Annotated in this window: 23 protein-coding genes; 11 read left to right on the forward strand and 12 right to left on the reverse strand. The window is 71.2% G+C overall.

Going from position 1 to position 24,476, the window contains the following annotated elements; translation table 11 throughout:
• Positions 1-27: 27 nt before the first annotated feature.
• Positions 28-1,296, reverse strand: a complete 1,269-nt coding sequence (locus AB0367_RS17980; protein WP_366227448.1) for a helix-turn-helix transcriptional regulator — start codon at positions 1,294-1,296, stop codon at positions 28-30.
• On the opposite strand from AB0367_RS17980, the gene AB0367_RS17985 reads away from it, so the two are divergent.
• The 3 genes from AB0367_RS17985 (at position 1,184) to AB0367_RS17995 (ending at position 3,922) form a co-directional block, all read left to right on the forward strand.
• Positions 1,184-1,618 carry a hypothetical protein gene (locus tag AB0367_RS17985; RefSeq protein WP_366227564.1) on the forward strand — a complete coding sequence of 145 codons (435 nt, stop codon included), beginning with the start codon at positions 1,184-1,186 and terminating at the stop codon, positions 1,616-1,618. The genes AB0367_RS17980 and AB0367_RS17985 overlap by 113 nt on opposite strands.
• A gap of 191 nt (positions 1,619-1,809) precedes the next feature.
• Positions 1,810-3,264, forward strand: coding sequence for a glutamate--tRNA ligase (gltX, locus tag AB0367_RS17990; RefSeq protein WP_366227449.1), 1,455 nt, complete (start codon positions 1,810-1,812; stop codon positions 3,262-3,264).
• A gap of 103 nt (positions 3,265-3,367) precedes the next feature.
• A complete protein-coding gene (locus AB0367_RS17995; protein ID WP_366227450.1) occupies positions 3,368-3,922 on the forward strand; it encodes a GNAT family protein in 555 nt (184 codons plus the stop codon).
• Here the strand turns inward: AB0367_RS17995 and AB0367_RS18000 are convergent.
• On the reverse strand, positions 3,881-6,040 hold the full coding sequence (locus AB0367_RS18000) for an MMPL family transporter (RefSeq protein ID WP_366227451.1): 2,160 nt from the start codon (positions 6,038-6,040) through the stop codon (positions 3,881-3,883). The genes AB0367_RS17995 and AB0367_RS18000 overlap by 42 nt on opposite strands.
• A gap of 156 nt (positions 6,041-6,196) precedes the next feature.
• On the opposite strand from AB0367_RS18000, the gene AB0367_RS18005 reads away from it, so the two are divergent.
• The 5 genes from AB0367_RS18005 to AB0367_RS18025 all read left to right on the forward strand — a co-directional run bounded on the left by AB0367_RS18005 (position 6,197) and on the right by AB0367_RS18025 (position 14,583).
• Positions 6,197-6,529 (forward strand): YnfA family protein, encoded by a 333-nt coding sequence (locus tag AB0367_RS18005; RefSeq protein ID WP_366227452.1) that lies wholly within the window; start codon positions 6,197-6,199, stop codon positions 6,527-6,529.
• A gap of 264 nt (positions 6,530-6,793) precedes the next feature.
• Entirely contained in the window at positions 6,794-8,668 is a 1,875-nt protein-coding gene (locus AB0367_RS18010) for a hypothetical protein (RefSeq protein ID WP_366227453.1), read from the forward strand.
• Between the two features lie 344 nt (positions 8,669-9,012).
• Positions 9,013-11,832 carry a PQQ-dependent sugar dehydrogenase gene (locus tag AB0367_RS18015; protein ID WP_366227454.1) on the forward strand — a complete coding sequence of 940 codons (2,820 nt, stop codon included), beginning with the start codon at positions 9,013-9,015 and terminating at the stop codon, positions 11,830-11,832.
• 35 nt (positions 11,833-11,867) lie between these two features.
• The gene (locus AB0367_RS18020; RefSeq protein ID WP_366227455.1) at positions 11,868-13,025 is read left to right on the forward strand and encodes a ThuA domain-containing protein; all 1,158 of its coding nucleotides are present in this window, start codon (positions 11,868-11,870) and stop codon (positions 13,023-13,025) included.
• A 100-nt stretch (positions 13,026-13,125) separates the two neighbouring features.
• Entirely contained in the window at positions 13,126-14,583 is a 1,458-nt protein-coding gene (locus AB0367_RS18025) for an oligopeptide:H+ symporter (RefSeq protein ID WP_366227456.1), read from the forward strand.
• A 9-nt stretch (positions 14,584-14,592) separates the two neighbouring features.
• Here AB0367_RS18025 and AB0367_RS18030 read toward each other — a convergent pair whose 3' ends face one another.
• Together AB0367_RS18030 and AB0367_RS18035 are read right to left on the reverse strand one after the other, a co-directional pair.
• Positions 14,593-15,597 carry a MerR family transcriptional regulator gene (locus AB0367_RS18030; RefSeq protein ID WP_366227457.1) on the reverse strand — a complete coding sequence of 335 codons (1,005 nt, stop codon included), beginning with the start codon at positions 15,595-15,597 and terminating at the stop codon, positions 14,593-14,595.
• Positions 15,598-15,603: 6 nt separating this feature from the next.
• The gene (locus AB0367_RS18035) at positions 15,604-16,266 is read right to left on the reverse strand and encodes a HEAT repeat domain-containing protein (protein ID WP_366227561.1); all 663 of its coding nucleotides are present in this window, start codon (positions 16,264-16,266) and stop codon (positions 15,604-15,606) included.
• Between the two features lie 98 nt (positions 16,267-16,364).
• Between AB0367_RS18035 and AB0367_RS18040 the strand changes: the two genes are divergently transcribed.
• Positions 16,365-16,742, forward strand: a complete 378-nt coding sequence (locus AB0367_RS18040; protein WP_366227458.1) for a VOC family protein — start codon at positions 16,365-16,367, stop codon at positions 16,740-16,742.
• Between the two features lie 55 nt (positions 16,743-16,797).
• Here AB0367_RS18040 and AB0367_RS18045 read toward each other — a convergent pair whose 3' ends face one another.
• Positions 16,798-17,262: a MarR family transcriptional regulator gene (locus AB0367_RS18045; RefSeq protein ID WP_366227459.1), complete on the reverse strand. Its 465-nt coding sequence runs from the start codon at positions 17,260-17,262 to the stop codon at positions 16,798-16,800.
• A 126-nt stretch (positions 17,263-17,388) separates the two neighbouring features.
• Here AB0367_RS18045 and wrbA point away from each other — a divergent pair, with 126 nt between their 5' ends.
• The gene (gene wrbA, locus AB0367_RS18050) at positions 17,389-18,000 is read left to right on the forward strand and encodes an NAD(P)H:quinone oxidoreductase (protein ID WP_366227460.1); all 612 of its coding nucleotides are present in this window, start codon (positions 17,389-17,391) and stop codon (positions 17,998-18,000) included.
• On the opposite strand, the gene AB0367_RS18055 is transcribed toward wrbA, so the two are convergent.
• The 4 genes from AB0367_RS18055 to AB0367_RS18070 form a co-directional block, all read right to left on the reverse strand.
• The gene (locus tag AB0367_RS18055) at positions 17,995-18,792 is read right to left on the reverse strand and encodes a class I SAM-dependent methyltransferase (RefSeq protein WP_366227461.1); all 798 of its coding nucleotides are present in this window, start codon (positions 18,790-18,792) and stop codon (positions 17,995-17,997) included. The two genes, wrbA and AB0367_RS18055, sit on opposite strands and share 6 nt — an antisense overlap.
• Positions 18,793-19,083: 291 nt before the next feature.
• Entirely contained in the window at positions 19,084-19,527 is a 444-nt protein-coding gene (locus tag AB0367_RS18060; protein WP_366227462.1) for a PPOX class F420-dependent oxidoreductase, read from the reverse strand.
• 260 nt (positions 19,528-19,787) lie between these two features.
• Complete coding sequence (locus AB0367_RS18065) at positions 19,788-20,741, reverse strand: CU044_5270 family protein (RefSeq protein WP_366227463.1); 954 nt, start codon at positions 20,739-20,741, stop codon at positions 19,788-19,790.
• 2 nt (positions 20,742-20,743) lie between these two features.
• Complete coding sequence (locus AB0367_RS18070) at positions 20,744-21,334, reverse strand: RNA polymerase sigma factor (RefSeq protein WP_366227464.1); 591 nt, start codon at positions 21,332-21,334, stop codon at positions 20,744-20,746.
• Between the two features lie 178 nt (positions 21,335-21,512).
• On the opposite strand from AB0367_RS18070, the gene AB0367_RS18075 reads away from it, so the two are divergent.
• Positions 21,513-21,920 (forward strand): four-helix bundle copper-binding protein, encoded by a 408-nt coding sequence (locus AB0367_RS18075; protein WP_366227465.1) that lies wholly within the window; start codon positions 21,513-21,515, stop codon positions 21,918-21,920.
• A 27-nt stretch (positions 21,921-21,947) separates the two neighbouring features.
• On the opposite strand, the gene AB0367_RS18080 is transcribed toward AB0367_RS18075, so the two are convergent.
• From AB0367_RS18080 to AB0367_RS18090, 3 genes are all read right to left on the reverse strand, one after another.
• On the reverse strand, positions 21,948-23,252 hold the full coding sequence (locus AB0367_RS18080) for an NAD(P)/FAD-dependent oxidoreductase (protein ID WP_366227466.1): 1,305 nt from the start codon (positions 23,250-23,252) through the stop codon (positions 21,948-21,950).
• 1 nt (position 23,253) lies between these two features.
• Entirely contained in the window at positions 23,254-23,688 is a 435-nt protein-coding gene (locus tag AB0367_RS18085) for a DUF6582 domain-containing protein (protein WP_366227467.1), read from the reverse strand.
• A 102-nt stretch (positions 23,689-23,790) separates the two neighbouring features.
• Complete coding sequence (locus AB0367_RS18090; RefSeq protein WP_366227468.1) at positions 23,791-24,291, reverse strand: hemerythrin domain-containing protein; 501 nt, start codon at positions 24,289-24,291, stop codon at positions 23,791-23,793.
• Positions 24,292-24,476 lie beyond the last annotated feature (185 nt).

The following is a 24,476-nucleotide window of genomic DNA, read 5'->3' on the forward strand; positions in this document are numbered from 1 at the left end:
CGGTTCGGCGGTGACCGCGCCGGTTCGTCAGAAATCCGCGATCGGCACCGCGGCCTGGCAGATCAGCTCGAAGATGCGCCGATACTCCGCCACCTCGGCGGCTTCCTCGAGGTACAGGGCGCCGATGTGCGACTCGAGATAGACCACGTCCGGGTCCTCGGGGTCCTCGAAGTCCATGATCCGAAACGCCCCGGCCATGGCCGCGTGCGCACCGGCCGACCACGGCATCACCATGATCTCCATGTGCTCCTGCAGCGCCGCCTCGCGAAGGTGCTCGATCTGCGCTGCCAGCACCGCCGGGCCGCCGACCTGGCGGCTGAACACCCCTTCGCCGAGGACCGTCATCAGCCGCGGCTTCGGGTTGCGCGCGGCGAGCGCGGCCTGCCGCTGCATCCGCAGCTTCACGTGCCGGTCGGCCGCCTCGGCCTCCACCGCCTGCTCGGCGCCGTAGACGGCGCGCGCATACTGCTCGGTCTGCAACTCGCCGGGAACGACCTCACCCTCATAGGTGCAGATCCGCTTGGCGCTGGCCTCCAGCCCGACGTAGAGCTTGAACCATTCCGGGATGACGGGGTTGGCGTCCCACCACTCCTCCTGGGAGGTGCCGAGCGCCAGGTCCGACAGGGCGTCGGTGATGCTCTCGTCGACGCCGTAGAGCCAGCACAGCGCCCGGACGTTCGCGACCGTGACCGGCACCTTGCCCGTCTCGATCCGGTGCAGGGTCGGCTCGGAGATGCCGAGCTTCGCCTCGGCCACCTCGCGCCGGCTCCTGCCGGTCGCCGACCGTAGTCGTGTCAGCCTGCGGCCCAAGGCGCGGCGTACGACACGCTGACCAGTGACCGGCACGCTCTCACCCCTGTATGCACGCTGCGAAACCGAACCGGCACTGCCGGCCCACACCATACCCCCGACAGATCGGCCGAAGACAACACCCCGTAGACGAATATCCATCGCACAGACACCTTGAGGTCGGCTATCCGGGCCGAAGTTCGCGCGGTACCGGCGGAAAAGGGCGAAATGCGATGTCCGTTGCGGACGGATGCCGTCATTCACGCAGCCGTCAACCGCCCGTAAGCCGGACGACGGGGCGCGACTCACAGGCACTACTTGGATGGTCGGGCACATGCCGCGCCGGCGCACCGAGCGCTGATGCCGGCACAGCCGAGCGATTCGGGAGTCATCTATGAAGAGGGTGCTCAACCGTACCGCCGGCGCCATCGCGCACATCCACGAGACGTTCGCCGACGCCCGCCGTGAGCACCAGCGCGCCGTCGTGCTGCTGACCCAGGCCGACATGTTCGACCCGACGGTGGCCAACCCGTCCTACGCCGACTACTTCGGCTTCCAGACGATCGTCGCCGCGATCGCGCGCGAGGCCGCCGCCTTCAAGGGCCAGGTGTACCTGTTCAACGGGGACAGCCACGTGTTCCACGTCGACCAGCCGCTCGCGGCCGGCTCGACCTGGCTCACGTTCTACGGCGTCACCCAGCCGGCCGCCAACCTGACCCGGATCACCGTCGACGGCTCCAGCAACGCCAACGACTACCTGCGCGCGACCGTCAACAAGCGCGGCCAGCAGGTGCTCAGCTGGACCAAGGTGCTCTTCACCGCGGTGTAGGACCGCGCCGCAAAACCGGCCACATGCCGCCGGTGGTGGTGCGTCGTCGAGCCGCTGGAATGCGGTTTCGACGTGCGCACCACCGTGCGGAGCCGGTCCGCGGGCACGCCGTTGCGGTGCTTGGCGCGACCGCGATCACCGGCCGTAGCCCGGCGCCGGATCGTCACCGCCCGTGTCGTATCGTCACGATGGTGAGCACTCCTGGAACCGAGGCACCCGTACGCACCCGTGTCGCGCCGTCGCCGACCGGCGATCCGCACGTCGGGACCGCGTATGCCGCCCTGTTCAACCTGGCGTTCGCGCGCAAGCACGGCGGGCAGTTCATCCTACGGGTGGAGGACACCGACCGCACGCGCTACGTCGAGGGCAGCGAGCAGCAGGTCTTCGACACGCTGCGGTGGCTCGGGTTCAGCTGGGACCAGGGGCCGGACATCGGCGGCCCGGCCGCGCCGTATCGGCAGTCGGAGCGGCTGCCCACCTACCGGGTGGTGGCCGAGCGCCTGCTCGCGGAGGGGCACGCCTACCAGTGCTGGTGCTCCGCGGAGCGGCTGACCCAGATGCGGGAGCGCCAGCAGCAGCTCAAGATGCCGACCGGATACGACCGCACGTGCTACGGAAAGACCCGTGAGGAGCGGGCCGAGCTGCCCGGGTTCACCGAGGTTCCGGTCGTGCGCATGCTCGTGCCCGACGAGGCGCGGATCTCCTTCACCGACCTCATCCGCGGCGAGATCACCCCGCCGCAGCCCGACGACCAGGTCCTGCTGAAGGCGGACGGCTTTCCGACCTACCACCTGGCCGTCGTCGTCGACGACAACGCGATGGGCGTCACGCACGTCATCCGCGGCGAGGAGTGGATCAGCTCCACCGCCAAGCACCTGCTGCTGTACCGGTGGCTGGGCTGGCAGGAGCCGCGGTACGCGCACATGCCGCTGCTGCGCAACGTCGACCGCTCCAAGATCAGCAAGCGCAAGAACCCGGCCGCCCGCCTCAAGTGGTTCCAGGAGGAGGGCTACCTGCCCGAGGCGCTGGTCAACTTCCTCGCCCTGATGGGCTACTCCATGCCCGAGGGCAAGGAGATCTTCACCTTCGACGAGGTCGTCGAGTCCTTCGACTTCGCCCGTATCAACCCGGTCGGCCCGGTGTTCGACATCGACAAGCTGAACTGGCTCAACGGGCACTACCTGCGCTCGCTGGACGACGACGCCTTCCTGCGCGCCGCCGAGCCGTTCCTGCCCGGTGACCTCACCCCCGAGGACATCCGCACGCTGGTCGTGCCGCTGCGCGAGCGCACCAAGAAGCTCTCCGAGCTTGCCGAGCAGCTGGACTGGCTGGCCACGGACACCGTCGAGGTGCGCCCGGCCGACCTGGCCAAGCACGGCCTGCCCGCCCCCGACGCCCGCACCGCGCTGGAGGCGTTCGCGAAGAACCTGGAGGAGCTCGACCCGTTCGAGGGAGCCCAGATCACCGCGACCCTGGATCGGGTCGTCGCCGAGCTCGGCCTCAACCGCCGCCGCTCGTTCATGACGGCCCGCCTGGCATTGGTCGGCAAGCCGGTCTCGCCGCCGCTGGACGACACCATGATCGCCCTGGGCGCTCAGCGCACCGTCCACCGCCTGCGCCAGGCCGCCGCCGCGCTGGAAGCCTGACGACGCTGCTGGTGTGGCGGGCGGTGCTGGTCACCGAGCCCCCGCCACACCGGCCGCCCCCGCCACACCGGTCACGCCCGTAGACCTGGGTACGGTGAGGATCATGTTCAGCGTCCAAATCGGCTGCGGGGCGCAGCTGCGCCCGCTGGAGCCGTGGCAGGCCGAGGAGTTCCTGCGGCACATCGACCGCGCCCGGGCCACCGTCGACCCGTGGATCCCGTGGGCGTCCGTCAGCACCGACCTCGCCTCGGCCCGTGCCACGCTGCAGCGCTACGCCGACCTGGCCGCTCGCGACGCCGGCCGCCTCTTCGGCATCTGGCTCGACGGCACGCTCGTCGGCGGCACGATGTTCGTCGGGTTCGACGCCGCCGCGGGCGTGTGCGAGATCGGCTGCTGGCTGGAGCCGGCCGGGCAGGGCCGCGGCCTGGTCACCGGCGCGGCCCGGGTGCTCGTCGACTGGGCGCTGCGCACCCGGGGCCTGCATCGCGTCGAGTGGCGGTGCCGGCCGGACAACGCCGCGAGCTCCAACGTGGCACGCCGGCTGGGCATGCGCCTCGACGGGGTGCTGCGCGAGACGTACCCGTACGCCGGCGTCCGCCACGACACCGAGGTCTGGTCACTGCTCGCGACCGACGTGGTCGAGGCCCCCGCCGGGTAGCTCGGGCGCCGCAACGCCGGCCGACCCGTCGGCCGGCGTTGCGGGCGCTGGCGACTCGGGCGCGGCGTGGGCCGAGGGCCGGGCCGGCCACCAGAACGCCTCACCGAGCAGCAGCGCCAGGGCGGGGACGACCAGCGTGCGCACGACGAGCGTGTCGAGGACGACGCCGATGCCGACGATGACGCCGATCTGGGTGAGCACGATCACCGGCAGCACGCCGAGCACGGCGAAGACGGCGGCGAGCAGGATGCCCGCCGAGGTGATGACCCCGCCGGTGGTGGCCAGCGCGCGGATCGTGCCGGCCCGCGTGCCTGCGTGGGCGGCCTCCTCTCGGGCCCGGGTGACCAGGAAGATGTTGTAGTCGACGCCGAGCGCCACGAGGAACAGGAAGGCCAGCAGCGGTACGGCGGTGCCCAGCGCCGGGATGCCGAGCACGTGGCGCAGCACCAGGCTCGCCGCGCCGAGGCTGGCCGCGAAGCTCACCACCACCGTGGCGAGCAGCAGCAGCGGCGCGACCAGGGAGCGCAGCAGCACCACGAGGACGAGCAGGACGACGGCGAGCACCAGCGGTACCACCACCCGGTCATCGCGCAGGTTGGCGTCGCGCTCGTCCAGGTCGGCCGCCGGCGCGCCGCCGACGAGCGCGTTCGCGCCCGGCAGCGCCGAGAGGGCGGCCCGCAGGCCGCGGACGGTCCGGTCGGCGGCGGGCGTGCCGGACCCGGCGGTGAGGTCCACGTCGAACGTGACCAGCGCGCCGTCGTCGGAGCGTTCGGGATTGCCGACGCGGGCGACTCCCTCGACCCCGCGGGCGGCGGTCGCGGCCGGGCCGGCGGCGGCGCCGTCGACGATCACGGTGACCGGCTGGGCGGCGCCGGCCGGGTAGTGCCGGGCCAGGGCTTCCGCGCCGGTGACCGACTCGACCTTCGCGCGGAACTGTTCGGTCTGCGACAGCCCGATGGACGTGCCGGCCAGGCCGGCGCAGAGACCGGCCAGCAGCAGCACCGCACCGGTGAGGACCAGCCGGGGGCGGCGCCGCACGCCGCCGGCGACGCGGGCCCACACCCCGCTCTCGGCCGGGTCGGGCGAGCCGGCGCGCGGCACGAACGGCCAGAACACGCCGCGGGGCAGGCACACCAGCGCGGCGGGCAGCACGACCAGGCCGAAGAGCAGGGCCACCACGACGCCGAGCGCGGCCGCCGCGCCGAGCGTGCGGTTGGTGGTCAGCACCGCGGCGAGCAGCGTGAGCAGCGCCAGGACGACGGTGGTGGCGCTGCCGACGATGGCGGGCGCGGCGCCGCGCAGGGCGGCCGCCATCGCTTGGCGCCGGTCGCCGGTGCGGCGCAGTTCCTCGCGGTACCGGGCGATGAGCAGCAGCGCGTAGTCGGTCCCGGCGCCGAAGACCAGCACCGAGACGATGCCGCTGACCTGCCCCGTGGTGGGCTGCCCGGCGACCCGGGCGACCCAGGGCAGCAGCTTGGCCACGACCTGGTCGGCGACGCCGATCACGAGCAGCGGGACCAGCCACAGCACCGGGCTGCGGTAGGTGACCAGCAGCAGTACCGCGACCACGATCGCCGTCGCGACCAGCAGGGTGAGGTCGGCACCGTCGAAGGCCGCCGCGATGTCCCGGCCGAACGCGGGCCCGCCGGTCACCTGGACGGTCAGCCCGTCCGGCGGCGCGGCCGCGCCGGCGCGCACCGTGGCCCGGACCCGATCGACCACGTCGGAGGTCGCCGTGCCGCCGCCGTCGGGCAGCGGCACGGCGACGAGCGCGGCCTGGCCGTCGCCGGACGGCACCGCGGGCGCCACCCGGCCCCCGGGCGCGATCCCGGCCAGCGCGGTGCGGGCCGCCTCGATCGCCGCGCGGTCGCCGTCGGTCAGCGCCGCGCCGGCCCGCTCGTACACCACGAGGGCGGTCTGGGTGCGACCGCTCGGGAAGCGGCCGGCGAGCTCGGTGACCCGGGTGGACTGCTTGCCGGCCGGTAGCCCGTCGGTGGGCCGGGCGGCCGGCTGGGCCGGCGAGGCGAGGAACGCCAGCGCGGTCAGACCGGCCGCCACCAGCAGGACCAGGACCGCCCCGGCCCGGCCGGTGATCGCCGCCGCGATCCGAGATCCCATGACGCACCCTTCGGGAAATCTTTCGATGATGGAAAGGTTTCCCATTGGTACCGCCTGCGTCGCATCGATGCAAGAATCGACGCGGGCGGCCGTCAGGCTCCGCGAACCTCGCGGCCGGTGTGACCTGCGGCTGCGGCGGCATGGTGCGATACACGCATGACGACGATCCGGTCCGTACTGCTGTTCGTGCTCGCCGCGCTCGCCGAGATCGGCGGCGCGTGGCTGATCTGGCAGGGCGTGCGTGAGCACAAGGGGCTGCTGTGGATCGGTGCCGGCGTCGCGGCCCTCGGCGCGTACGGCTTCGTCGCCACCCTGCAGCCCGACGCCGCCTTCGGCCGGATCCTCGCCGCGTACGGCGGGGTGTTCGTCGCCGGTTCGCTCGGCTGGGCGATGCTCGTCGACCGGTTCCGGCCGGACCGCTACGACCTGCTCGGGGCCGCCATCTGCCTGATCGGCGTCGCGGTCATCATGTACGCGCCGAGGTCGTGACGGTCATGCCGGGGTCCGGCCGGCGGGCGATCCGTAACCGTCACATTGCCACCAGTCCTTCGGCTTCCGGACGATTGGCCCGGTTCGGATAGCATCGACGCGTGCCGAGACACGGGGGAGGTCGGCATGTCGTCGCCGCAAGGACCTGAGGAACCGCCCGCACCACCGCCACAGTGGCACCCGTGGCAGCCGCTCGCGTGGGCGCCGCCGTCGCGGCCCGTAACGCCGTCGCCGTCGTCGCGTCCGGGCCGGCGCTGGCCGGTCATGGTCGCCGCGCTCGTCGTGGTGGCCGCCACGGCTATCGGTGTGGGCGCATACCTGGTGGCCGGCGGCGCCAAGCGGGGCGAGGGCGCGGGCAAGTCCGCTGTCGACCCGGCCCGCCGCCTGGCATACGGGTTGCTCGTGGAGGCCGCCGGCAACCTGCGCGCCGCGCCGGCGCAGCACTACAGCGGCACCGTGACCACCCGGGGCGGGCAGGCGGCGCGGGTCGACGGCCGGGTCACCAGCGACGGCATCACCGCGGCCACCGTCGACGTCGGCGGCGGCCGCGGCGAGCTGCTCGACCTCGGCGACGACGGCACCTTCGGCCGCGGCGACGCCGTGTTCTGGTCCGCGGCGCGCACGCCCGGCTCCGCGGGGGCCTACGGCGACTCGTGGGTGCGGATCGACTTCGACACGCTCGGCTTCGACCCGCGGGCGCTGATCCCGCAGGTGCTCGCCGCCGACCTGCTGCCGGGCGGCGTCGACGACCGGGCCGAGCCGGCCGCCGCGGACCTGCCCCGGCTCGGCGACGTGGGCACGATCGGCGGGGTCGAGGCCCGGCGGGTGCACACCGGCGACGCCACGATCTGGATCAGCACGGCCGAGCCGGCCCGGATCGTCCGCGTCGAGCCGGCCGGCGCCGATCCATCCGCGCCGGCGGCGTCCGCCCCTTCCGCGACGGCGTCGCCGGGTCCTTCCGTGCCGGCGCCGTCCGGTTCCGCGGCACCGTCACCGCGCAGCGGCCGGCACGACCACGGCGGGGGAGCCGCGTTCGTGCCCGCGCGGGCGCCTTCGGGCGGGCTAGGGCTCGACCTCGCCCCGCTGAGCCGCGCCGAGACCGGCGAGTTTCTTCAGGCGGTCCAGCGGCGCGTCGCCGGGCTCGTCGACGCGCCCGACCCGCAGGTCGGCTTCGCCATCGATGGCCAGATCACGGTCGGGCCGTGCGGGCAGACGTCGTGCCTGGCCGTGGTCACGGTCAGCAACACGGTGACGGCGCGCTCGCCGCACGTCCACCCGGTCCGGCAAGCCCACGCCGCGGTCACCATCGACATGACCATTGACGGCGGGCCGCTGAAGACCTGCACCGAGCTGGTGTCGATGCCGGTCGGCGGGCGGGCCACCGCGCGATGCTCGGCCACCTACACGTTGCCGGTCGCGACGGTCGGCCACAGCTACTACATCGAGGCGCGGGCCCAGGCGGTCTCCCGGGCGTTCGTCCAGGCCGACGTCCAACACCTCGTCGACCGGATCGGCCGGCTCGGCCGGGCGGCGGCGGCGAACGGGCGGGAAGCCGGGCCGGCGGCGGCGAACAGGCCGGGAGCCTCGCCGGCGTCGAGCGGCGAGGCCGGTGCGCCGCGGTGCCTGGAGCCGACCGGCGCCGACGGCGGGCCCGGGAAGTGGCACCCCGTCGAGCGCGTCGCCGCCCGGGACCGGCAGACCTACCAGGAGCAGGTCACCGGCGTGCGGCGGGGCCGGGAGTATCGGATCGGCGATCGTGACTTCCACGGGTACCGCAACGAGGGCGGCACCCACGTGCTCGTCGTGGCCGAGGGTGGCGGCAACGCGTGGCTGCTGTGGGGCGTTCGGGTCGGCGAGCAGGGCACGCTCACCTACGTCGATGACGATGACGGGTCCGGTGCCGCCGTGCGGTGGGGCGAGCGGGCCCGTGCGCGGCTCGACGGGCTGACCCGGGAGCTGCGCGGGCGGCTCGACCAGCTCCGCACCGTTTCCGGCGCCAGGGTTCGCTTCGTCGCGGCCGAGCCGGAGGTGCTGGACAAGTTCCGTGCGTATGCCCGAACCCGGCTGACGTCCGAGGAGCTCGCCCGCGTCGAGTGGCGGTACGAGCCGGTGGACGGTGGCTTCAGCGGCTGCGGCTGAGGCCGGCGATCCCGGGCCGGACGCCGCCCCGCTGCATCGACCGGCGTAACCACGTCATGGCCGATTGTGCGGTTGAGGCTTCGGCTTTTGGTTGAGTCGGCTGAACTTTTGCCAGATCCGTCGAAACATCTAGACACACCTATCTCGATCTCCTAGTGTGGCTCGCACGGGCCCGAGGGCGCGCTCTCTGCATGATCCGCTCGGCGCGGAGGCGGAGGCGTTCACGACGGAGGTCGATTCGCGACCACCCCCGGCTACGGCGCGGCGGCGCGCGCCCTGCCTGGCGAGTTCAGTCAGGAAGGGATGATGTGAACCAAAACGCTGCAAGAAATCGATGGCGACCAATGGCGGTCGCGCTGCTCCCGGTGGCCGCCGGACTCGGCGTCCTCGCCTCGCCGGCCGGCCCGGCCGCTGCGGCCATCAACCCGGCGGACTTCCAGCAGGTCACGCTGGCCAAGGGCGTGGCCGCGCTGGGCGAGCCCATGGCCATCACGGTGCTGCCGGACCGTTCGGTCCTGCACACCGCCCGCACCGGCACGCTGCGGCGCACCGACGCGAACGGCACCACGTCGGTGATCGCCAACATCCCCGTGTACACCCACGACGAGGAGGGGCTGCAAGGCGTCGCGGCGGACCCGAACTTCGCGTCCAACCGCTACATCTACCTGTACTACGCGCCACCGCTGAACACCCCGGCGGGCGACGCACCGGCCAGCGGTACCGCCGCGGACTGGGCGACCTGGGCGGGTGTGAACCGCCTGTCACGCTTCACGCTCAACGCCGACTACACGGTCAACATGGCCAGCCAGGTCACCGTCCTGGAGATCCCCACCAGCCGCGGCATGTGCTGCCACGTGGGTGGGGACATCGACTTCGACGCCCAGGGCAACCTGTACCTGTCCACCGGTGACGACTCCAACCCGTTCGAGTCGGCCGGCTACTCGCCGCTCGACGAGCGGACGAACCGCAACCCGGCCTACGACGCGCAGCGCACCGCCGCCAACAGCAACGACCTGCGCGGCAAGGTTCTGCGGATCAAGGTCAACGCCGACGGGTCGTACTCGATCCCGGCCGGCAACATGTTCGCGCCCGGCACCGCGAACACCCGGCCGGAGGTCTACGCGATGGGCTTCCGCAACCCGTTCCGGATGAGCGTCGACAAGGCGACCGGCATCGTCTACGTCGGCGACTACGGCCCGGACGCGGGCACGACGGACGCCAACCGTGGCCCGCAGGGCCAGGTGGAGTTCGACCGGATCACCGGGCCCGGCTTCTTCGGCTGGCCCTACTGCACCGGCGCGAACACCACCACCGAGACCTACAACAAGTGGAACTTCGCGACCAACGCGACCGGCCCGAAGTTCAACTGTGCCGGCGGCCCGACGAACAACTCCTTCCGCAACACCGGCCTGACCACGCTGCCCGCGGCGAAACCCGCCTGGATCCGCTACGCCGGCGACGCCGGCAGCCCGCCCGCGTTCGGCGGCGGATCCGAGTCGCCGATGGCCGGCCCGGTCTACCGGTACAACGCGAGCAACCCGTCGACCACGAAGTTCCCGCAGGCGCTGGACGGCCAGTTCTTCGCCGGCGAGTTCGGGCGCGGCTGGATCAAGCCGGTCACGGTCAACGCGGACGGGTCGCCGGGCGCGATCGACAACTTCCCGTGGAACGGCAAGCAGGTCATGGACATGCAGTTCGGCCCCGACGGGTCGCTGTACGTCCTGGACTACGGCACCGGCTTCTTCAACGGTGACGCCTTCTCGGCGATCTACCGCTACGACTACGTCGGCGCCGGGGCCAACCGTGCCCCGACCGCGGTGGCGAGCGCCAACAAGACGTCGGGCGCGGCCCCGCTGACGGTGAACTTCTCCTCGGCCGGCTCGTCCGACCCCGAGGGCGGTGCGCTGACGTACTCGTGGGCGTTCGGCGACGGCACCACGTCGACGGCGGCGAACCCGGCCAAGACGTACTCCACCAACGGCAACTACGTCGCCACCCTGACGGTGCGCGACCCGCAGGGCGCCACCGGCACGGCCAGCGTGCCGATCAGCGTCGGCAACACGGCCCCGACGGTCATCATCAACGGCCCGGCGGCCGGGCAGCTGACGGCCTTCGGCGACAGCGTCCCGTGGAGCGTCACCGTCACCGACCCGGAGGACGGCACGATCGACTGCTCGCGCGTGACGATGGCGTACGTGCTCGGCCACGACCAGCACGCGCACCAGATCACCTCGCAGACCGGCTGCTCCGGCACGATCACCATCCCGGTCGACGGCGAGCACGACGACGCGGCGAACATCTTCCCGATCTTCGACGCCTCCTACACCGACAACGGCGGCCTGACGACCCACGCGCAGAACATCCTGGCGCCCAAGCGCCGGCAGGCCGAGCACTACAAGACGTCGTCCGGGGTCAACAAGTACACCAAGACGGCGGCCGAGGGCGGCATGACCGTCGGCGACATCAACAACGGTGACTGGATCGAGTTCGACCCGTACAAGCTCAACAACGCCACCTCGTTCACAGCCCGGGTCTCCTCCGGCGGCACGGGCGGCACGCTGCAGGTGCGCACCGGCTCACCGACCGGCACGATCATCGGCTCGGCGGCGGTGACGCCGACCGGCTCGTGGGAGACGTTCGCCACCGTGAGCGGCACGATCAGCGGCGCGCCGGCGGGCACCACGTCGCTGTACCTCACCTTCGCCGGCACCGGCACGGCCGCCCTGTTCGATCTGGACAGCTTCACGTTCGTGACCGGCTCGGCGCCGCCCGTCGCCACCAACCTGGCACTGAACAAGCCGGCGACGGCCTCCAGTGTGGAGAACGCCAACTACCCCGCCTCCAACGCGGTGGACGCGTCCGCGACCACGCGGTGGGCCAGCGCGTTCTCCGACCCGCAGTGGATCCAGGTCGACCTCGGCGCCACCTACACCGTCAGCCGGGTGCGGCTGCTGTGGGAGGCGGCATACGGCAAGGCGTATCAGATCCAGACCTCGGCCAACGGCACCACCTGGACCACGGTCCGGTCCATCACCAACGGTGACGGCGGCGAGGACGACAACACCGGCCTGAACGCTCCGGCGCGGTACGTGCGCATCTACGGCACGGCCCGCGGCACCGCGTGGGGCTACTCGCTGTTCAGCTTCGAGGTCTACGGCTCCTGAACCGTACCGCCATAACAGGAAGGGAGATACCGATCATGTTGCGCAGACTGGCTTTCTGCCTCGCCATCGTCACCGCCGCGCTCGGCCTCACCGCCGTGCCGGCCCACGCCGCGCCGGACTTCTCGGTGCTGGTCTTCAGCAAGACCGCCGGGTTCCGGCACGACTCGATCCCGACCGGCATCACCGCGATCCAGCAACTGGGTGCGGCGAACAACTTCTCCGTCACGGCGACGGAGGACGCGACCCAGTTCAACGCCACCAACCTGGCCCGGTTCAAGGCGGTCATCTGGCTGTCCACCACCGGTGACGTACTCGACGCCACCCAGCAGACGGCGTTCGAGAACTACATCCGCGCCGGCGGCGGCTACGTCGGCGTGCACGCGGCGGCCGACACCGAGTACGACTGGGCCTGGTACGGCGGCCTCGTCGGGGCTTACTTCTCCAGCCACCCGGCGATCCAGACCGCGACGGTCCGCATCGCCGACACCACGCACCCGGCCACCGCCGGGCTGCCGGCCGCCTGGTCGCGCACCGACGAGTGGTACAACTACCGCACCAACCCCCGCTCCCAGGTGCACGTGCTGACCACGCTGGACGAGTCCACGTACAGCGGCGGCACGATGGGCGCCGACCACCCCAACACCTGGTGCCGGGCATACGACGGCGGCCGGTCCTTCTACACCGGTCTGGGGCACACCCAGTCCAGCTACTCCGAGGCGGGCATCCGCACGCTGCTGCTCGGCGGCATCCGCTACGCCGCGCAGGGCATCGGTGACTGCTCGGTCAGCAGCCAGCCTCCGCAGCAGACCGACCTGGCGCTGAACCGCCCGGCGACGGCCTCCAGCGTGGAGAACGCCTCCTACCCGGCCTCCAACGCGGTGGACGCGTCCGCGACCACGCGGTGGTCCAGCGCGTTCTCCGACCCGCAGTGGATCCAGGTCGACCTCGGCGCCACCCGCACCGTCAACCGGGTCCGGCTGCTCTGGGAGGCGGCATACGGCAAGGCGTACCAGATCCAGACCTCGGCCGACGGCACCACCTGGACCACGGTCCGGTCCGTCACCGGCGGTGACGGCGGCGTGGACGACAACACCGGCCTGAACGCGTCCGCGCGGTACGTGCGCATCTACGGCACGGCCCGCGGCACCGCGTGGGGCTACTCGCTGTTCCAGTTCCAGGTCTACGGCACCTGAGTCCGACCCGGCCCGGGAGCCACCGCTCCCGGGCCGGTCCCGGCCGCGGCTCGCCGGCCCGGACATGGGTGGGCGGCGCGAAGCTGGGTAGCCATCCGGCATGGCCCCAGCCGACGCGCCGGCGCGCGAGCGCACGTTCTTCGGTCAGCCGCGGGTGCTGGCCAACCTGTTCGGGGTCGAGCTGTGGGAACGCTTCTCGTTCTACGGCATGCAGGGCATCCTGCTGATCTACCTGTACTACAGCGCCGCCCGCGGCGGGCTCGGCATCGACGAGACGACCGCGACGAGCATCGTCGGCGCGTACGGCGGCTTCGTCTACCTGTCCACGATCGGCGGGGCCTGGCTCGCCGACCGGATCGTCGGCAGCGAACGCGTCCTGTTCGGCAGCGCCGTGCTCGTCATGATCGGGCACGTCTGCCTCGCCCTGGTCCCGGGCCTGACCGGCGTCGGGCTCGGGTTGGTCAGCATCGCGCTGGGCAGCGGCGGCGTCAAGGCCAACGCCACCTCGCTGGTCGGCTCGCTCTACGACGAGCGGAACCCCCGCCGCGACGCCGGGTTCTCGCTGTTCTACCTCGGCGTCAACGTCGGCGCGTTCGCCGGGCCCCTGCTGACCGGGCTGCTGCAGCAGCAGCTGGGCTTCCACTACGGCTTCGCGCTCGCCGCCCTGGGCATGGGGCTCGGGCTCGCGCAGTACGCCCGCGGCCGCAAGCGGCTGCCCAAACAGGCCAACGAGGTGCCGCACCCGCTGCCGCGCACCCGGCTGCCGCTGGTGGCCGGGATCGTCGCGGCCGTGGCGGCCCTCGTCGCGGTGCTCGCCGTCTCGGGCGTGCTGGCCCCGAGCCGGCTGGCGGCCATCGTGGTCGTGCTCAGCGCCGCGGCGGCCGTCGCCTATTTCGCGGTCATCCTCACCGGCCGCGCCGTCGACCGGGTCGAGCGCGACCGGGTGCTCGCGTTCATCCCGCTGTTCGTGGCCAGCGCCGGCTTCTGGTCGCTGTACCAGCAGCAGTTCACGGTCCTGACCGTCTACGCCGACAAGCGCCTGAACCGCGACCTGTTCGGCTGGCAGATGCCGGTGTCCTGGGTGCAGTCGATCAACCCGGTCTTCATCATCGTCCTGTCGGGCGTGTTCGCGGCGCTGTGGACGCGGCTGGGCGACCGGCAGCCCTCCACCCCAGTGAAGTTCGCCGCCGGTACCGTCATCATGGGCGTGGCGTTCCTGCTGTTCCTGCCGATGGCCGGCACCGGGCGGGGCGGCGCGCCCCTGCCCGGCCTCGTCGGGGTCATCTTCGTGCTCACGATCGCCGAACTGCTGCTGTCGCCGGTCGGCCTGTCGCTGTCGACGAAGCTCGCCCCGGGCGCCTTCCACACCCAGATGGTCGCGCTCTTCTTCCTGTCCGTGGCCCTCGGCACCGCCGCCGCCGGCGCGCTCGCCGCCCAATACGACCCGGCCCACGAGATCCCGTACTTCTCGGTGCTCGGCCTCGCCGCGATCCTGCTCGGCGCCGTCATCGCCGCGCTGACCCCGCTGATCCGCCGCCTGATGCACGGCGTGCGCTGAGCCCGGACGTCATCGTGCGTCGCGCAGCTTGAGAATGTATGCCGCGGTAAGCGCGACGGCACGGTCCTCGTCACGTGACAGATCCGCGAGGGCACGCGACGCTGTGATCCCCGGGATATCCGCGAGCGCCTGTGCCAGCCGCCGACGTGCGGACGATGCGACGCTGCCGTGGGCGAGGCGATCAACGAGCCTGGTGGCGATCTGATCCGCCAACGCGGGATCACTCGCCAGCGCGCTCAGCGCATCGGCCGCCTCGACGTCGCTCGTCCCCTCGACGACCATGTCGATGAGCGTCGGGACCGCGTCGGGCACTCCACGCGCCCCGAGCGCCAGAGCCGCATACCTGCGGACCACGATGTCGCGGTTCGCGAGGGCATCCCGCAGCAGTACGGTCGCCTCACCGCTCGCAATCTCGGCGATGGACTCGACGGCACGTCTGCGCACCTCGGCTGCCGGCGCGACGAGGCCCTCCGCCAGCAGCGCCAATCCGCCATCGCCCGATTGCGCCAAAGCCCAACGAAGGGCCCCGGCGACGTTCGGATCCGCCTCGCTCAGCGCTGCCTCGACCAGTGCCTCCACCGGCACCGGAACCTCCGTGACGGAGGACAAGGCCGCACGCTGGCGCTTCCCGGCGCTCTCTGACCCCAACGCCTGGAGCAGTGCGACGATCTGCAGGACGTCCTCCCAGCCGGTGGGTTCCGCCGCATCGATCCGACGGAGCCGAGTGAGCAACTCCGTCTCAGCCGCGATGCGCTGTCGCGTCTGGCGGATGAGGTCATCGACGAGCTCCGCGGGCGTGAAGCCGGGATCCTCGAGCGCGCGCCTGACCTCGAGCAGCGACAGCCCCAATGACCGCAGGCTCTCGATATGGAAGATCCGCCGGATGTCCTCGCTGGAGTACTCGCGATAGCCGGCGACGGTGCGACCCGTTGGCCGCACCAGGCCGAGCGAGTCGTAATGCCTGAGCATGCGGGCGCTGACCCCGGACCGTCGTGCCACATCACCGATCAACACTGCCTGTCATCCCTCCTGGCCGGTCCTGCCGAGGGCCACGACGCGCTTCGCCTCCTCGACCGCGAACTCGAATCCAGCATCCGGGTCGAGCGACAGCCGTTCCGTGGCGATCGCGTGCTGCCGCACGCGAGGGTCGAGATCCGTCATCGCGGCGCGCACGATCGGCATGATCATCTCACCGAGCGCGATCAGCGCCCGGCTGAGGCTCAACTGCGTCTCACGCCCGCCGCGCCCGAACTGTGTCACCAACACGCCGGCCAACTCGGATTCTCCACCTTCGGGCACGAGCACGACCGCTGCTCGCCAGGCGCTGCGCGCCACCTCGTCGTCAGCGTCGCTCAGCAGCGCCCGGGTGATCGCCGGCCACGCCTGTCGATCCCCGATCTTGGACAGCGTGTGCAACGCCTGGCTTCGTGCCTGCGCACGCTCCGAGCGGAGTTCATCGATGAGCTTTGGAACCGTCATTGAGGCTGAGTGTCTGGTGAGTGCCCACGTCAGTGCTTCGCGCACGGAGAATTCGGGCTCGATCGCGCATCGTTCGATGAGCTTGCCGATGAACCGCGGGTCTGGGGTCGTGCCGACCGCCAACGCTGCCCGCAACCGCACTGACGAGCTGCTGTGCTCCAGCCCGTGGAGAGCTCGAATCGTATCCGTGTCCTGCCTCGGCATGGTCATCGGGACCACCTCCTCGGCGACAGTGAAGACCTTGTCACTGTGTCAAGGTCAAGCGGGCCGTGTTGTGAGATGCCCCGACGTAGAGTCTCAGCATGCAGGTGCGTTTCGCTCGGCAGACGGCGCGGCTCGACGAGGTGGTGGAGTTCTATCGCGACCGGCTCGGCCTGCCCGAGATCGGCCGCTTCGCCGGTCACGACGGTTACGACGGCGTCATGCTCGCCCTGCCCGGCACCGGTGCGCACCTGGAGTTCACCGCCACAGCCCACCTGGCGCCGCCCCAGCCGCACGAGGAACAGCTGATCGTGCTCTATCTCGGTGACCGCGCCGCCGTCGACGACCTCGTCGCCCGCTCGGGCGCGACCCCGGTCGCCAGCACCAACCCGTACTGGGACCGCGTCGGCGTCACCATCGCCGACCCGGACGGCTTCCGGGTCGTGCTCGTCGCCGACGCGTGGGACGCCGGGGCCTGAGCGCCGGATTCTCTCCTGCCTTGAGCGCGTCGGGCGCCGGTTGGTGGCGTCACTGTCATGTGTCGTCGGCGGACAGGTGTTTGAGTAGCACGTCGCTGATCTCGCCGAGCTGCCTGACCTGCTCCGCGGTCAGCAGGTCGATGAGGTTGGCCCGCACGCTGCGCACGTGTGCTGGCGCGGTCTTCTCGAGGACGTGACGGCCCTCGTCGGTGAGGACGGCGGACCAGCCGCGTCGGTCGGCCGCGCAGTGTTCCCGCCGGATCCACCCCATTTCCTCCAGTCGGTTGACGGCGTGTGAGATCCGGCTCGGCTTGGATGTCGACCGCGATGCCAGCTCTGTCATCCGCAGCGCGTTGCCCGGCGCACCGGCGAGCAGGACCAGCAGCTCGTAGTAGCCGGGCGCGATGCCAGCCTCGCTGCGCAGGTCCTCCTCGAGCCGGTCGATCAGCAGACGGGTGGCCACCATGTAGGTCTGCCAGGTGTGCTGCTCCTGGTCGGTGAGCCACCGGGGGTCGTCCATTTCGTCAATGTAGCACCGGCTAAACCTTCCAGCGCTGAACAATCTCGCGTAGGGTTGGGGCGCTAGTAGTTCAGTGTCAAAATATCTCGCACTGGATTGTTCGGCTCTAACGCATGAGGAGCGGGGATGCCCACCAGCGTCAACCTTGCCGTGATCTACTACTCGGCCACGGGGACGATCGCCGAGATCGCCAAGGAGATGTCCGTCGCGGCGGAGAAGGCAGGGGCCGAAGTCCGGCTCCGCAAGGTCGCCGAGCTTGCGCCGCAGTCGGCCGTCGAACAGAACCCGGCCTGGGCCGCCAACGTGCGGGCCACTGTGGACATCTCGCTCGCCGAACCGGAGGACGTCCGCTGGGCCGACGCGGTGATCTTCGGTTCACCGACCCGGTTCGGCAACGTCTCGGCGCAGCTCAAACAGTTCATGGACACCCTTGGCCCGCTCTATGCGCAGGGCCTGCTCGCGGACAAGGTGTACAGCGGCTTCACCTCGACCGGCACCAATCACGGAGGCCACGAGTCGACGCTGATCGCCCTGTACAACTCGGTGCACCACTTCGGCGGTGTCATCGTCGCGCCGGGGTACACCGACCCGGCGAAGTTCGCCGACGGCAACCCCTACGGCACCTCGCACACCGACGCCAACGGCACCCAGCCGGTACACGACGTGACCCGGGCGTCGGCGCGGGTGCAGGCCGAGCGGGTGGTGCGCTTCGCGCGCCGCATCAAGGCCGAATCATGACCGCTTGACGGCGACGATCCGGGGGCGCTGGTCGCGCCAGCCGGGCAGCCACTCGACGTCGCCGAAGCCGGCCCGGTCGATCGCCCGGCGGTACTGCCTGTTGGTGAACAGGGTCATGACGTGCTCCTCGGTCCAGTGCCGGATGCCGACGCCGGGTTCGCCGAGCATGTAGTGCATCGTCATGGTCGAGGTGGTGCCGGACTGGTGCGAGTAGCACATTCTCGTGACGTGCCGATGGCCGTCACCCGCGATGCCCGGGTGCACCGTGCCGGGAGTCCACTGCTGCGGGGTGTACCAGGGTTCGAGGAGCACCACGCCGCCCGGTTCGAGGTGTGCCGCCAGGCGTTCGAGGGTCTGGTTCAGCTCGTCGACCGACTGCGCGTAGCCGATGGCGGAGAACAGGCAGGTGACCGCGCTGAACGTGCGGCCGAGCCGGAAGTCGCGCATGTCACCGGCGTGCACCGTGATCCCGGGGAGTCGCCGGACGGCGGCCTGACGCATCGCGTCGGAGACCTCGAGTCCTTCGACGTGGGTGAACATCGTGCGCAGGTGGGACAGGTGCAGGCCGGTGCCGCAGGCCACGTCGAGCAGGCTGTCGGCGGTGGGATTGCGCCGGCGGATCAGCGCCGCGACCTCGTGGGCCTCCGTCCGGTAGTCCTTGCCGGCCGCGGTCACGTAGATGAGTTCGTAGGCGATGGCGGCGTCCTGCCCGGCGGGCGCCGTCACCACCTGCCGGGCGGCGTCGGCCAGGGCCCCGGCCGCGCGGCCGACCTTGAGGATTCTGGGTATCAATGCGGCGGCGCGGCTATCGGTCCATGGGGTGCACGCACGCAGGTCGTCGAGCAGCCCGGCCCGCGAAGCGATGGCCTCCGTGCTCCAGGACCCGGATACGGGCGAGCTGAGCCAGGGCCTCGAAGGACTCGGCCTTCGCCTGACACAGCGGCTTGCTCAACGGACCACCCCTCACGGCCCGAAACCGTACCCCGAGCCCGCCGCGGTCCGATCATTGGCCGCGGCGAAAGCCCTCCGCGATCGCGCGGAGCTTGTCGGGGTTGGCGACGTAGCGGATGGCGGCGATGCGACTCAGCGTGCGGCCGGCGCCCAGGGGCCGACGCCGCCGATGTGCTCGACGGAGTACCGCACGATGTAGCCGGGCCCGCGCGGCGCCGGAAATTCGGTGTCCGGCGTGACGTACACCTTCGCCAGGCGGTTGAGCAGGTCCCACGCCTCGTCGGTGGCCTCGACGACGGCGCGTGTGCGCAACGCGGCGTAGTCGTTCAAGAACTTGCCAGGCACCCGCGGGGCGTCGAAGGACAGCACCACGCGCGGGTCGCGTTGGATGTTGCGCAGCTTCTGGTAGTACCCGAGGTGGCCGCTGACGAGATCGTCGCCGTCCAGCCCGATCCAGACGACCGTGACGTGCGGGCTGCCGTCGGGGTTGACGGTGCTCACGTGGGCCATCGGACCGGACGCGACAAGGTCGCGCAGCGATTCGGGCAGTGCGGTCATGGCTCGATCCTCCGTCACGCGCGGATCGTATCGGCGGTCCGGGTGAGCCGGGGCGGAATCGAGCACCCGCCCGGCGGGCTGACGTTCGACGTGTCCGTCCGGCTGTGCGAGGACGACCCGCCACCCCTGCCGCGGTTCGGCGTCGCACCCGGCTGGGACTCGCGGTTCATGCCGCTCACGAGCCGGTGTCGGTCGACGGCGTGGACGCCGCCGGCTGGAGCGGGCATCACGCCCGATGGCGCGGCGACGTACGATCGGCGGATTGAAGGCTCGCCCAGTCAGCTCGGCAGTTGCCCCACCTGGTCCACGATCGCCGTCCGCAGGAGTGCCGTCGGACGCAGCATCAGCATGGAGACACGATCATCGTCGCTGTTGAGCTGGGTGCCTAAGAACCGATAGGTGCCGGGATCGAACAACAGCTCCTGGCGCAACTCATCCTGAGTGCGGGTGACGGCAACACCGCGCCGACCCGCCGCGTCAACCCTGTCCTGGGCGATGGTGACACCGGGAAGTGCAGTTACTGCGGTGAACAGGGCCGCACGTGATTTCGGTGGCACATATCCTCTGCCGAGCAGCGTGACGACCTGCCCGAAAACCTGTCCAGGGTCATCGCTGCCGGCCGAACGGCGCAAATAGGCCAGCATTGCCTCGGGACTCGTCGGCAGCTGGTCCCGGTAGCCGGGGTCGGGTGTGCATGGGCGGGTTCGGGTCCGATCGAGCGTTCCCCCCGGTCCCCACTGGGCCGCCCGGCCGTTGCGGCAACCTGGGAGCGTCATCTCATGCTGTCCATCGGGGTCGGCCTGCTCTTTCCAGATCAGGTTGTCGCGGCTGCCGTCGACCGACAGCCAGGAACGTGTGAGGCCGGCGACCGGGCCGCTGGTGGTCGGTGACCAACTCTTGGTCTCGACGAAAACGAACTGCTCGGGCCTGGCAGCCAGTCCCGGCTCCTGCCCTGCGACGGCGGCCGCGTGCCGTAACAGTTCCGTGGCTTCGGCGCTGGCCGCCGGACCTCGTTCACCGATACGCGATGTCTGCAGAACCAAGGTTGCGGCAACCATCACCGCGGCGCCGCCGGCCACCAGAGCGATCCGCCCGCCAGGGCTACGCAGCCACAAGGGCCGCCGGCTCGCGTTCGCCCGGTCGAACACACGGCCATGCAGCGAGGCTGGCAGCACAGGCTGCGACGGGCCAAGTCGTGCACCGAGATCATCAAGTGCCTTCTGCAGGTCCACGACTACTCCTCACCGATTCGTAGCGGATTGTCACCCAATGTGGCCCTGACCTGTCGCCGCGCCCGATGTAACCGGGACCGGACCGTTCCCGCTGGAATGTTCAGGGCGTCAGCAACCTCGTCGTAGCTCAGCCCGCCCCACGCGATCAGCAGCAGAACATCGCGGTCACCGGCCGACAGGCCACGCAGAGCAGCAGCGAGCGCCGCCCTGGCGGCCCGGGCTGTCACCTCGTCCGCCACGCGCTCCGCGTGGCCATCCTCGCCGGGCGGCTCGCCATGCCGGGCGATTGCGCGCAGCCGCGCACCTTCGGTGCGCCGATGCCGGGAGATCTCTTTCGTGAGGATGCCGAACAGCCAGGGTCGAGCATCGGGGCGGCGCTGGTCGTACCGGGCGCGCTGACGGAAGGCCACGGCGAAGGTCTCAGCGACCACGTCATCGGCGACATCTGGCCCGATGCGCCGGTAGGCATAGCTGTACAACGCCAGGGCATGACGTTCGTACAGCACAGCGAACGCCTCCGCCGAGGTCAGCGAGGCCTCCACAGCCTGCCCGTCAGCGAGCCCACCCGCCGACCGCCAGCTCAGCACACCCATCCGTCAACCCGCCCCATCGCATCCGCCCCGACGCCGCAGGAACACCCCGCACCCATACTCGCCACTTCCGGGTCAGCGAGTTCACACAGAAGGGCACCGGCGCCTGGCGGGGTCTGGTTTCAGGCGTTTCTTGCGTGGTACTTGCGTGCAGTCATTGCCGGACGTCGGGAGGATGGCCATGTCGCAGACCCGGGAGCTCCTTGACACGTTCGCCGTGAGTTTTCGCCCGGAGGTGAGCAGCGAGCGGCTGGCGGCGGTGATCGACGCCCTGGCGGCGTGCGAGGAGGCCGTCACCACCTGCGCGGCCGCCATGGTCGCGGAGGAGGACGTCCGCGTGCTGCAGGACGCGATCGTGCGGGACTTGAACTGCGCCGACGTGGTGGCGGCGGGCCGGCGGCTGGTCAGCCGGGGCGCCGATGCCGTGCTGCTGAGCTCGATGCTGGAGGCGTGCGTGATGGCCTGCGAGCACAGCGCCGAGCTGTGCGGCAAGCACGCTCACCACCACGACCACTGCCGGATGTGTTCTCAGGCGACGCTGCGGTGCGCGGAGGCATGCCGGGAGGTCCTGCACCGGCTGCACGGTTGACCACGCCCACGACTTGAAACGCGCGCCTCACCCGGGGTGCCGGGCGAGCTCGGGTGCTTCGGTGTCGAGGGGCACGGCACGGCCACGGACGAGGTCGAGCTGGACGCCGGGGCGGGAGTCGAGCGCGGTGAACAGCCAGCCGGTGGCGGTGCGCAGCTTGTTCGCGGGCAGGGCGGCGAGGTGGTAGCCGCGGGTCACGACGCGGGCGAGCGGGCCGGACAGCGGCACGTGCAGCGGGTTGGCGGTGGCCTGCCAGCCGCCGAGGTCGACGACGAAGCCGAGGTCGCGGTGGCGGTACCGCCGAGGCCGCCCGATCCCGTACGAGGCCGCGACGTTGTGCGCCACGAGCCGGCCCTGCCGCACGGCGTGCTGGGCGGTCATCGCCGTGTGCTGGCCAGGATGGTGCAGATCGGGCACGGCGGCCGCGTCACCGCAGGCGTAGACCTCGGGGTGCCCGGGCACGGTCAGGTATGTGTCGACGCGGACCCGGCCCTTCTCGGTGGGCAGCCCGGCGTTTTCGACGATCGGGTCTGGCTGGACGCCGACGCACCACACGAGGGTCCGCGAGGGCACGAAGCTGCCGTCGGTCAGGCGCACGCCCTCGGCGGTGGCCTCCCGCACGGAGGTGCCGAGACGGACCTCGGCGCCGCGGCCCCGCAGCACCCGCTCGGCGCCGGCGGCCATGCGCCTGGCCATGCCGGGCAGCACCTGGTCGGCGATGTCCAGCAGCAGCCACCGTGGCGGCGTGTCGCGCAGCCGTGGGTGGCGGGCGGCGATGTCGGCGGTGAGCAGCTGTCCCTGCGCGGTGACCTCGGTGCCGGTGTATCCGGCGCCGACGACCACGAACGTCATCCGGGCGGACCGTTCGGCCGGGTCGTCGGCGGCGTCGGCCAGTTCGATCTGGCGGATGAGGTGGTCGCGCAGGTACAGCGCCTCGGGGATGCCGCGGAAGCCGTGGGCGTGGTCGGCGACGCCCGGGATCGGCAGGAGCTTGGTGACGCTGCCGGCGGCGAGGACCAGCCGGTCGTAGCCGAGGGTGCCGCGGTTGTCCTCCGGCCCGGTGTACGAGACGGTCCGTGCCCGGGTGTCGATGGCGTCGACCTCGCCGAGCACCAGCCGCAGCCCGGGCAGGGTGTCCTGTAGCGGCACGCTGATCGCCCGCGGGTCGAGCGCGCCGCCGGCGACCTCGGGCAGCAGTGGCAGGTACAGGAAATAGTCGGTCGGGTTGACCACAACGACGTCGGCGTTGCCGCGGGCCTGGCGCAGCAGCGTGCGGGCCGCCTGATAGCCGGCGAACCCCGCCCCGACGATGACGATCCGCGGCCGGGCCACCTCAGCGGCCTTCGAGCGCGTTGACCAGCTCGACCTTGGTCATGGCGGAGCGGCCTCTGACGTTGCGGCGCTTCGCCTCGGCGTACAGCTCGTCGCGCGACCATTCGGCGCGCGGCTGGTTGCGCCGGGCCTTCGCCGGGGTCCGCGGCTTGTCGGAGGACCTCATCGTGGCCGTCGGTTTGCCCAGCTCCTGCCAGCGCCGCTCGGTCATGTCGACGCCGTACCGTTTCGCGGCGCGCTTGATCCGGCGGAACGCCTCCTCGCGCTCGGCGTCGGTGACGTCGCGGACCTGATCGAACCGGGTGATCGCGTTGCGGACGTGCGTCGCGTCGTTCAGCGGTTCCTTGCGCAGCCGGGGGAACGCGAACGCGCGGTCCGGCATGGCGTTGCGATCGGCGGCGTCCAGATCGTGCGTGCTCTGTCTGCGTGCAGCCATGCTTTCTCGTTACCCCGCACCAGGTGATCCATGCCTGGAGGACGTTGCTCGCCTCAGCTCAAGGGGCCGGCGGACACCCCCGGCCCCTTGCTGGCGGCACGCTCAGGCGCGGACGGCGTCGAGGGCCTTCTTGAGCGCGGCCGGCTCGATGGGCTTCGTCGGCGCCTTCGGGCGCAGTTCGAGCATCTTCGCGCCGAGATCCCGCAGCTGGTTGCGGCCGAGGCCCGCGCGGACCTTCGGGAACCAGCCGTTCTCCTCCTCCTGAATGTGGCGCGTGATGGTCTCGATGAGCACGGTGACCTTCGCGTCGAAGTGTTCGTCACCGGGGTCCATCGTGAACAGCTCCAGGCACAGCACGTCGGCGATGTGATGCTCCTCGTACGACTCGAGGATGTCCTCCTCAAGGGCGGGCAGTAGCCGGCGGACCTCCGGGTACATGACCTCGTTCTCGAGGTACGTGTGCAGGGTCAGCGCCTGCAGGATCTGTTCGACGCACTGCGCCTTGCGGGCCGGCGGGCCGTCCTGTGCCGCCTGGAACTCCTTGAACAGTCGCTTGATGGTCTTGTGGTCTTCCTTGAGCAGTACGATCGCGTCGGTGGACATCGGCTCTCCTCGGTGGGTCGGGGTCGGACGGGTCCGGCCGGATGCTGCGGCGTCCGCGGTGACTGCCCGCCGCGGGCCGAGGTGATCGACGGTGCAGGCCCATACGTGGACGCGTACCCCTGCGACGGGCCGGGAAACGGGGGATGTCGGTATCGGTGACCACCGGTGGTTAGGTTCGTCGGTGG

This window comes from Dactylosporangium sp. NPDC051484, assembly GCF_040689395.1.
Classification (GTDB): Bacteria; Actinomycetota; Actinomycetes; order Mycobacteriales; family Micromonosporaceae; genus Dactylosporangium.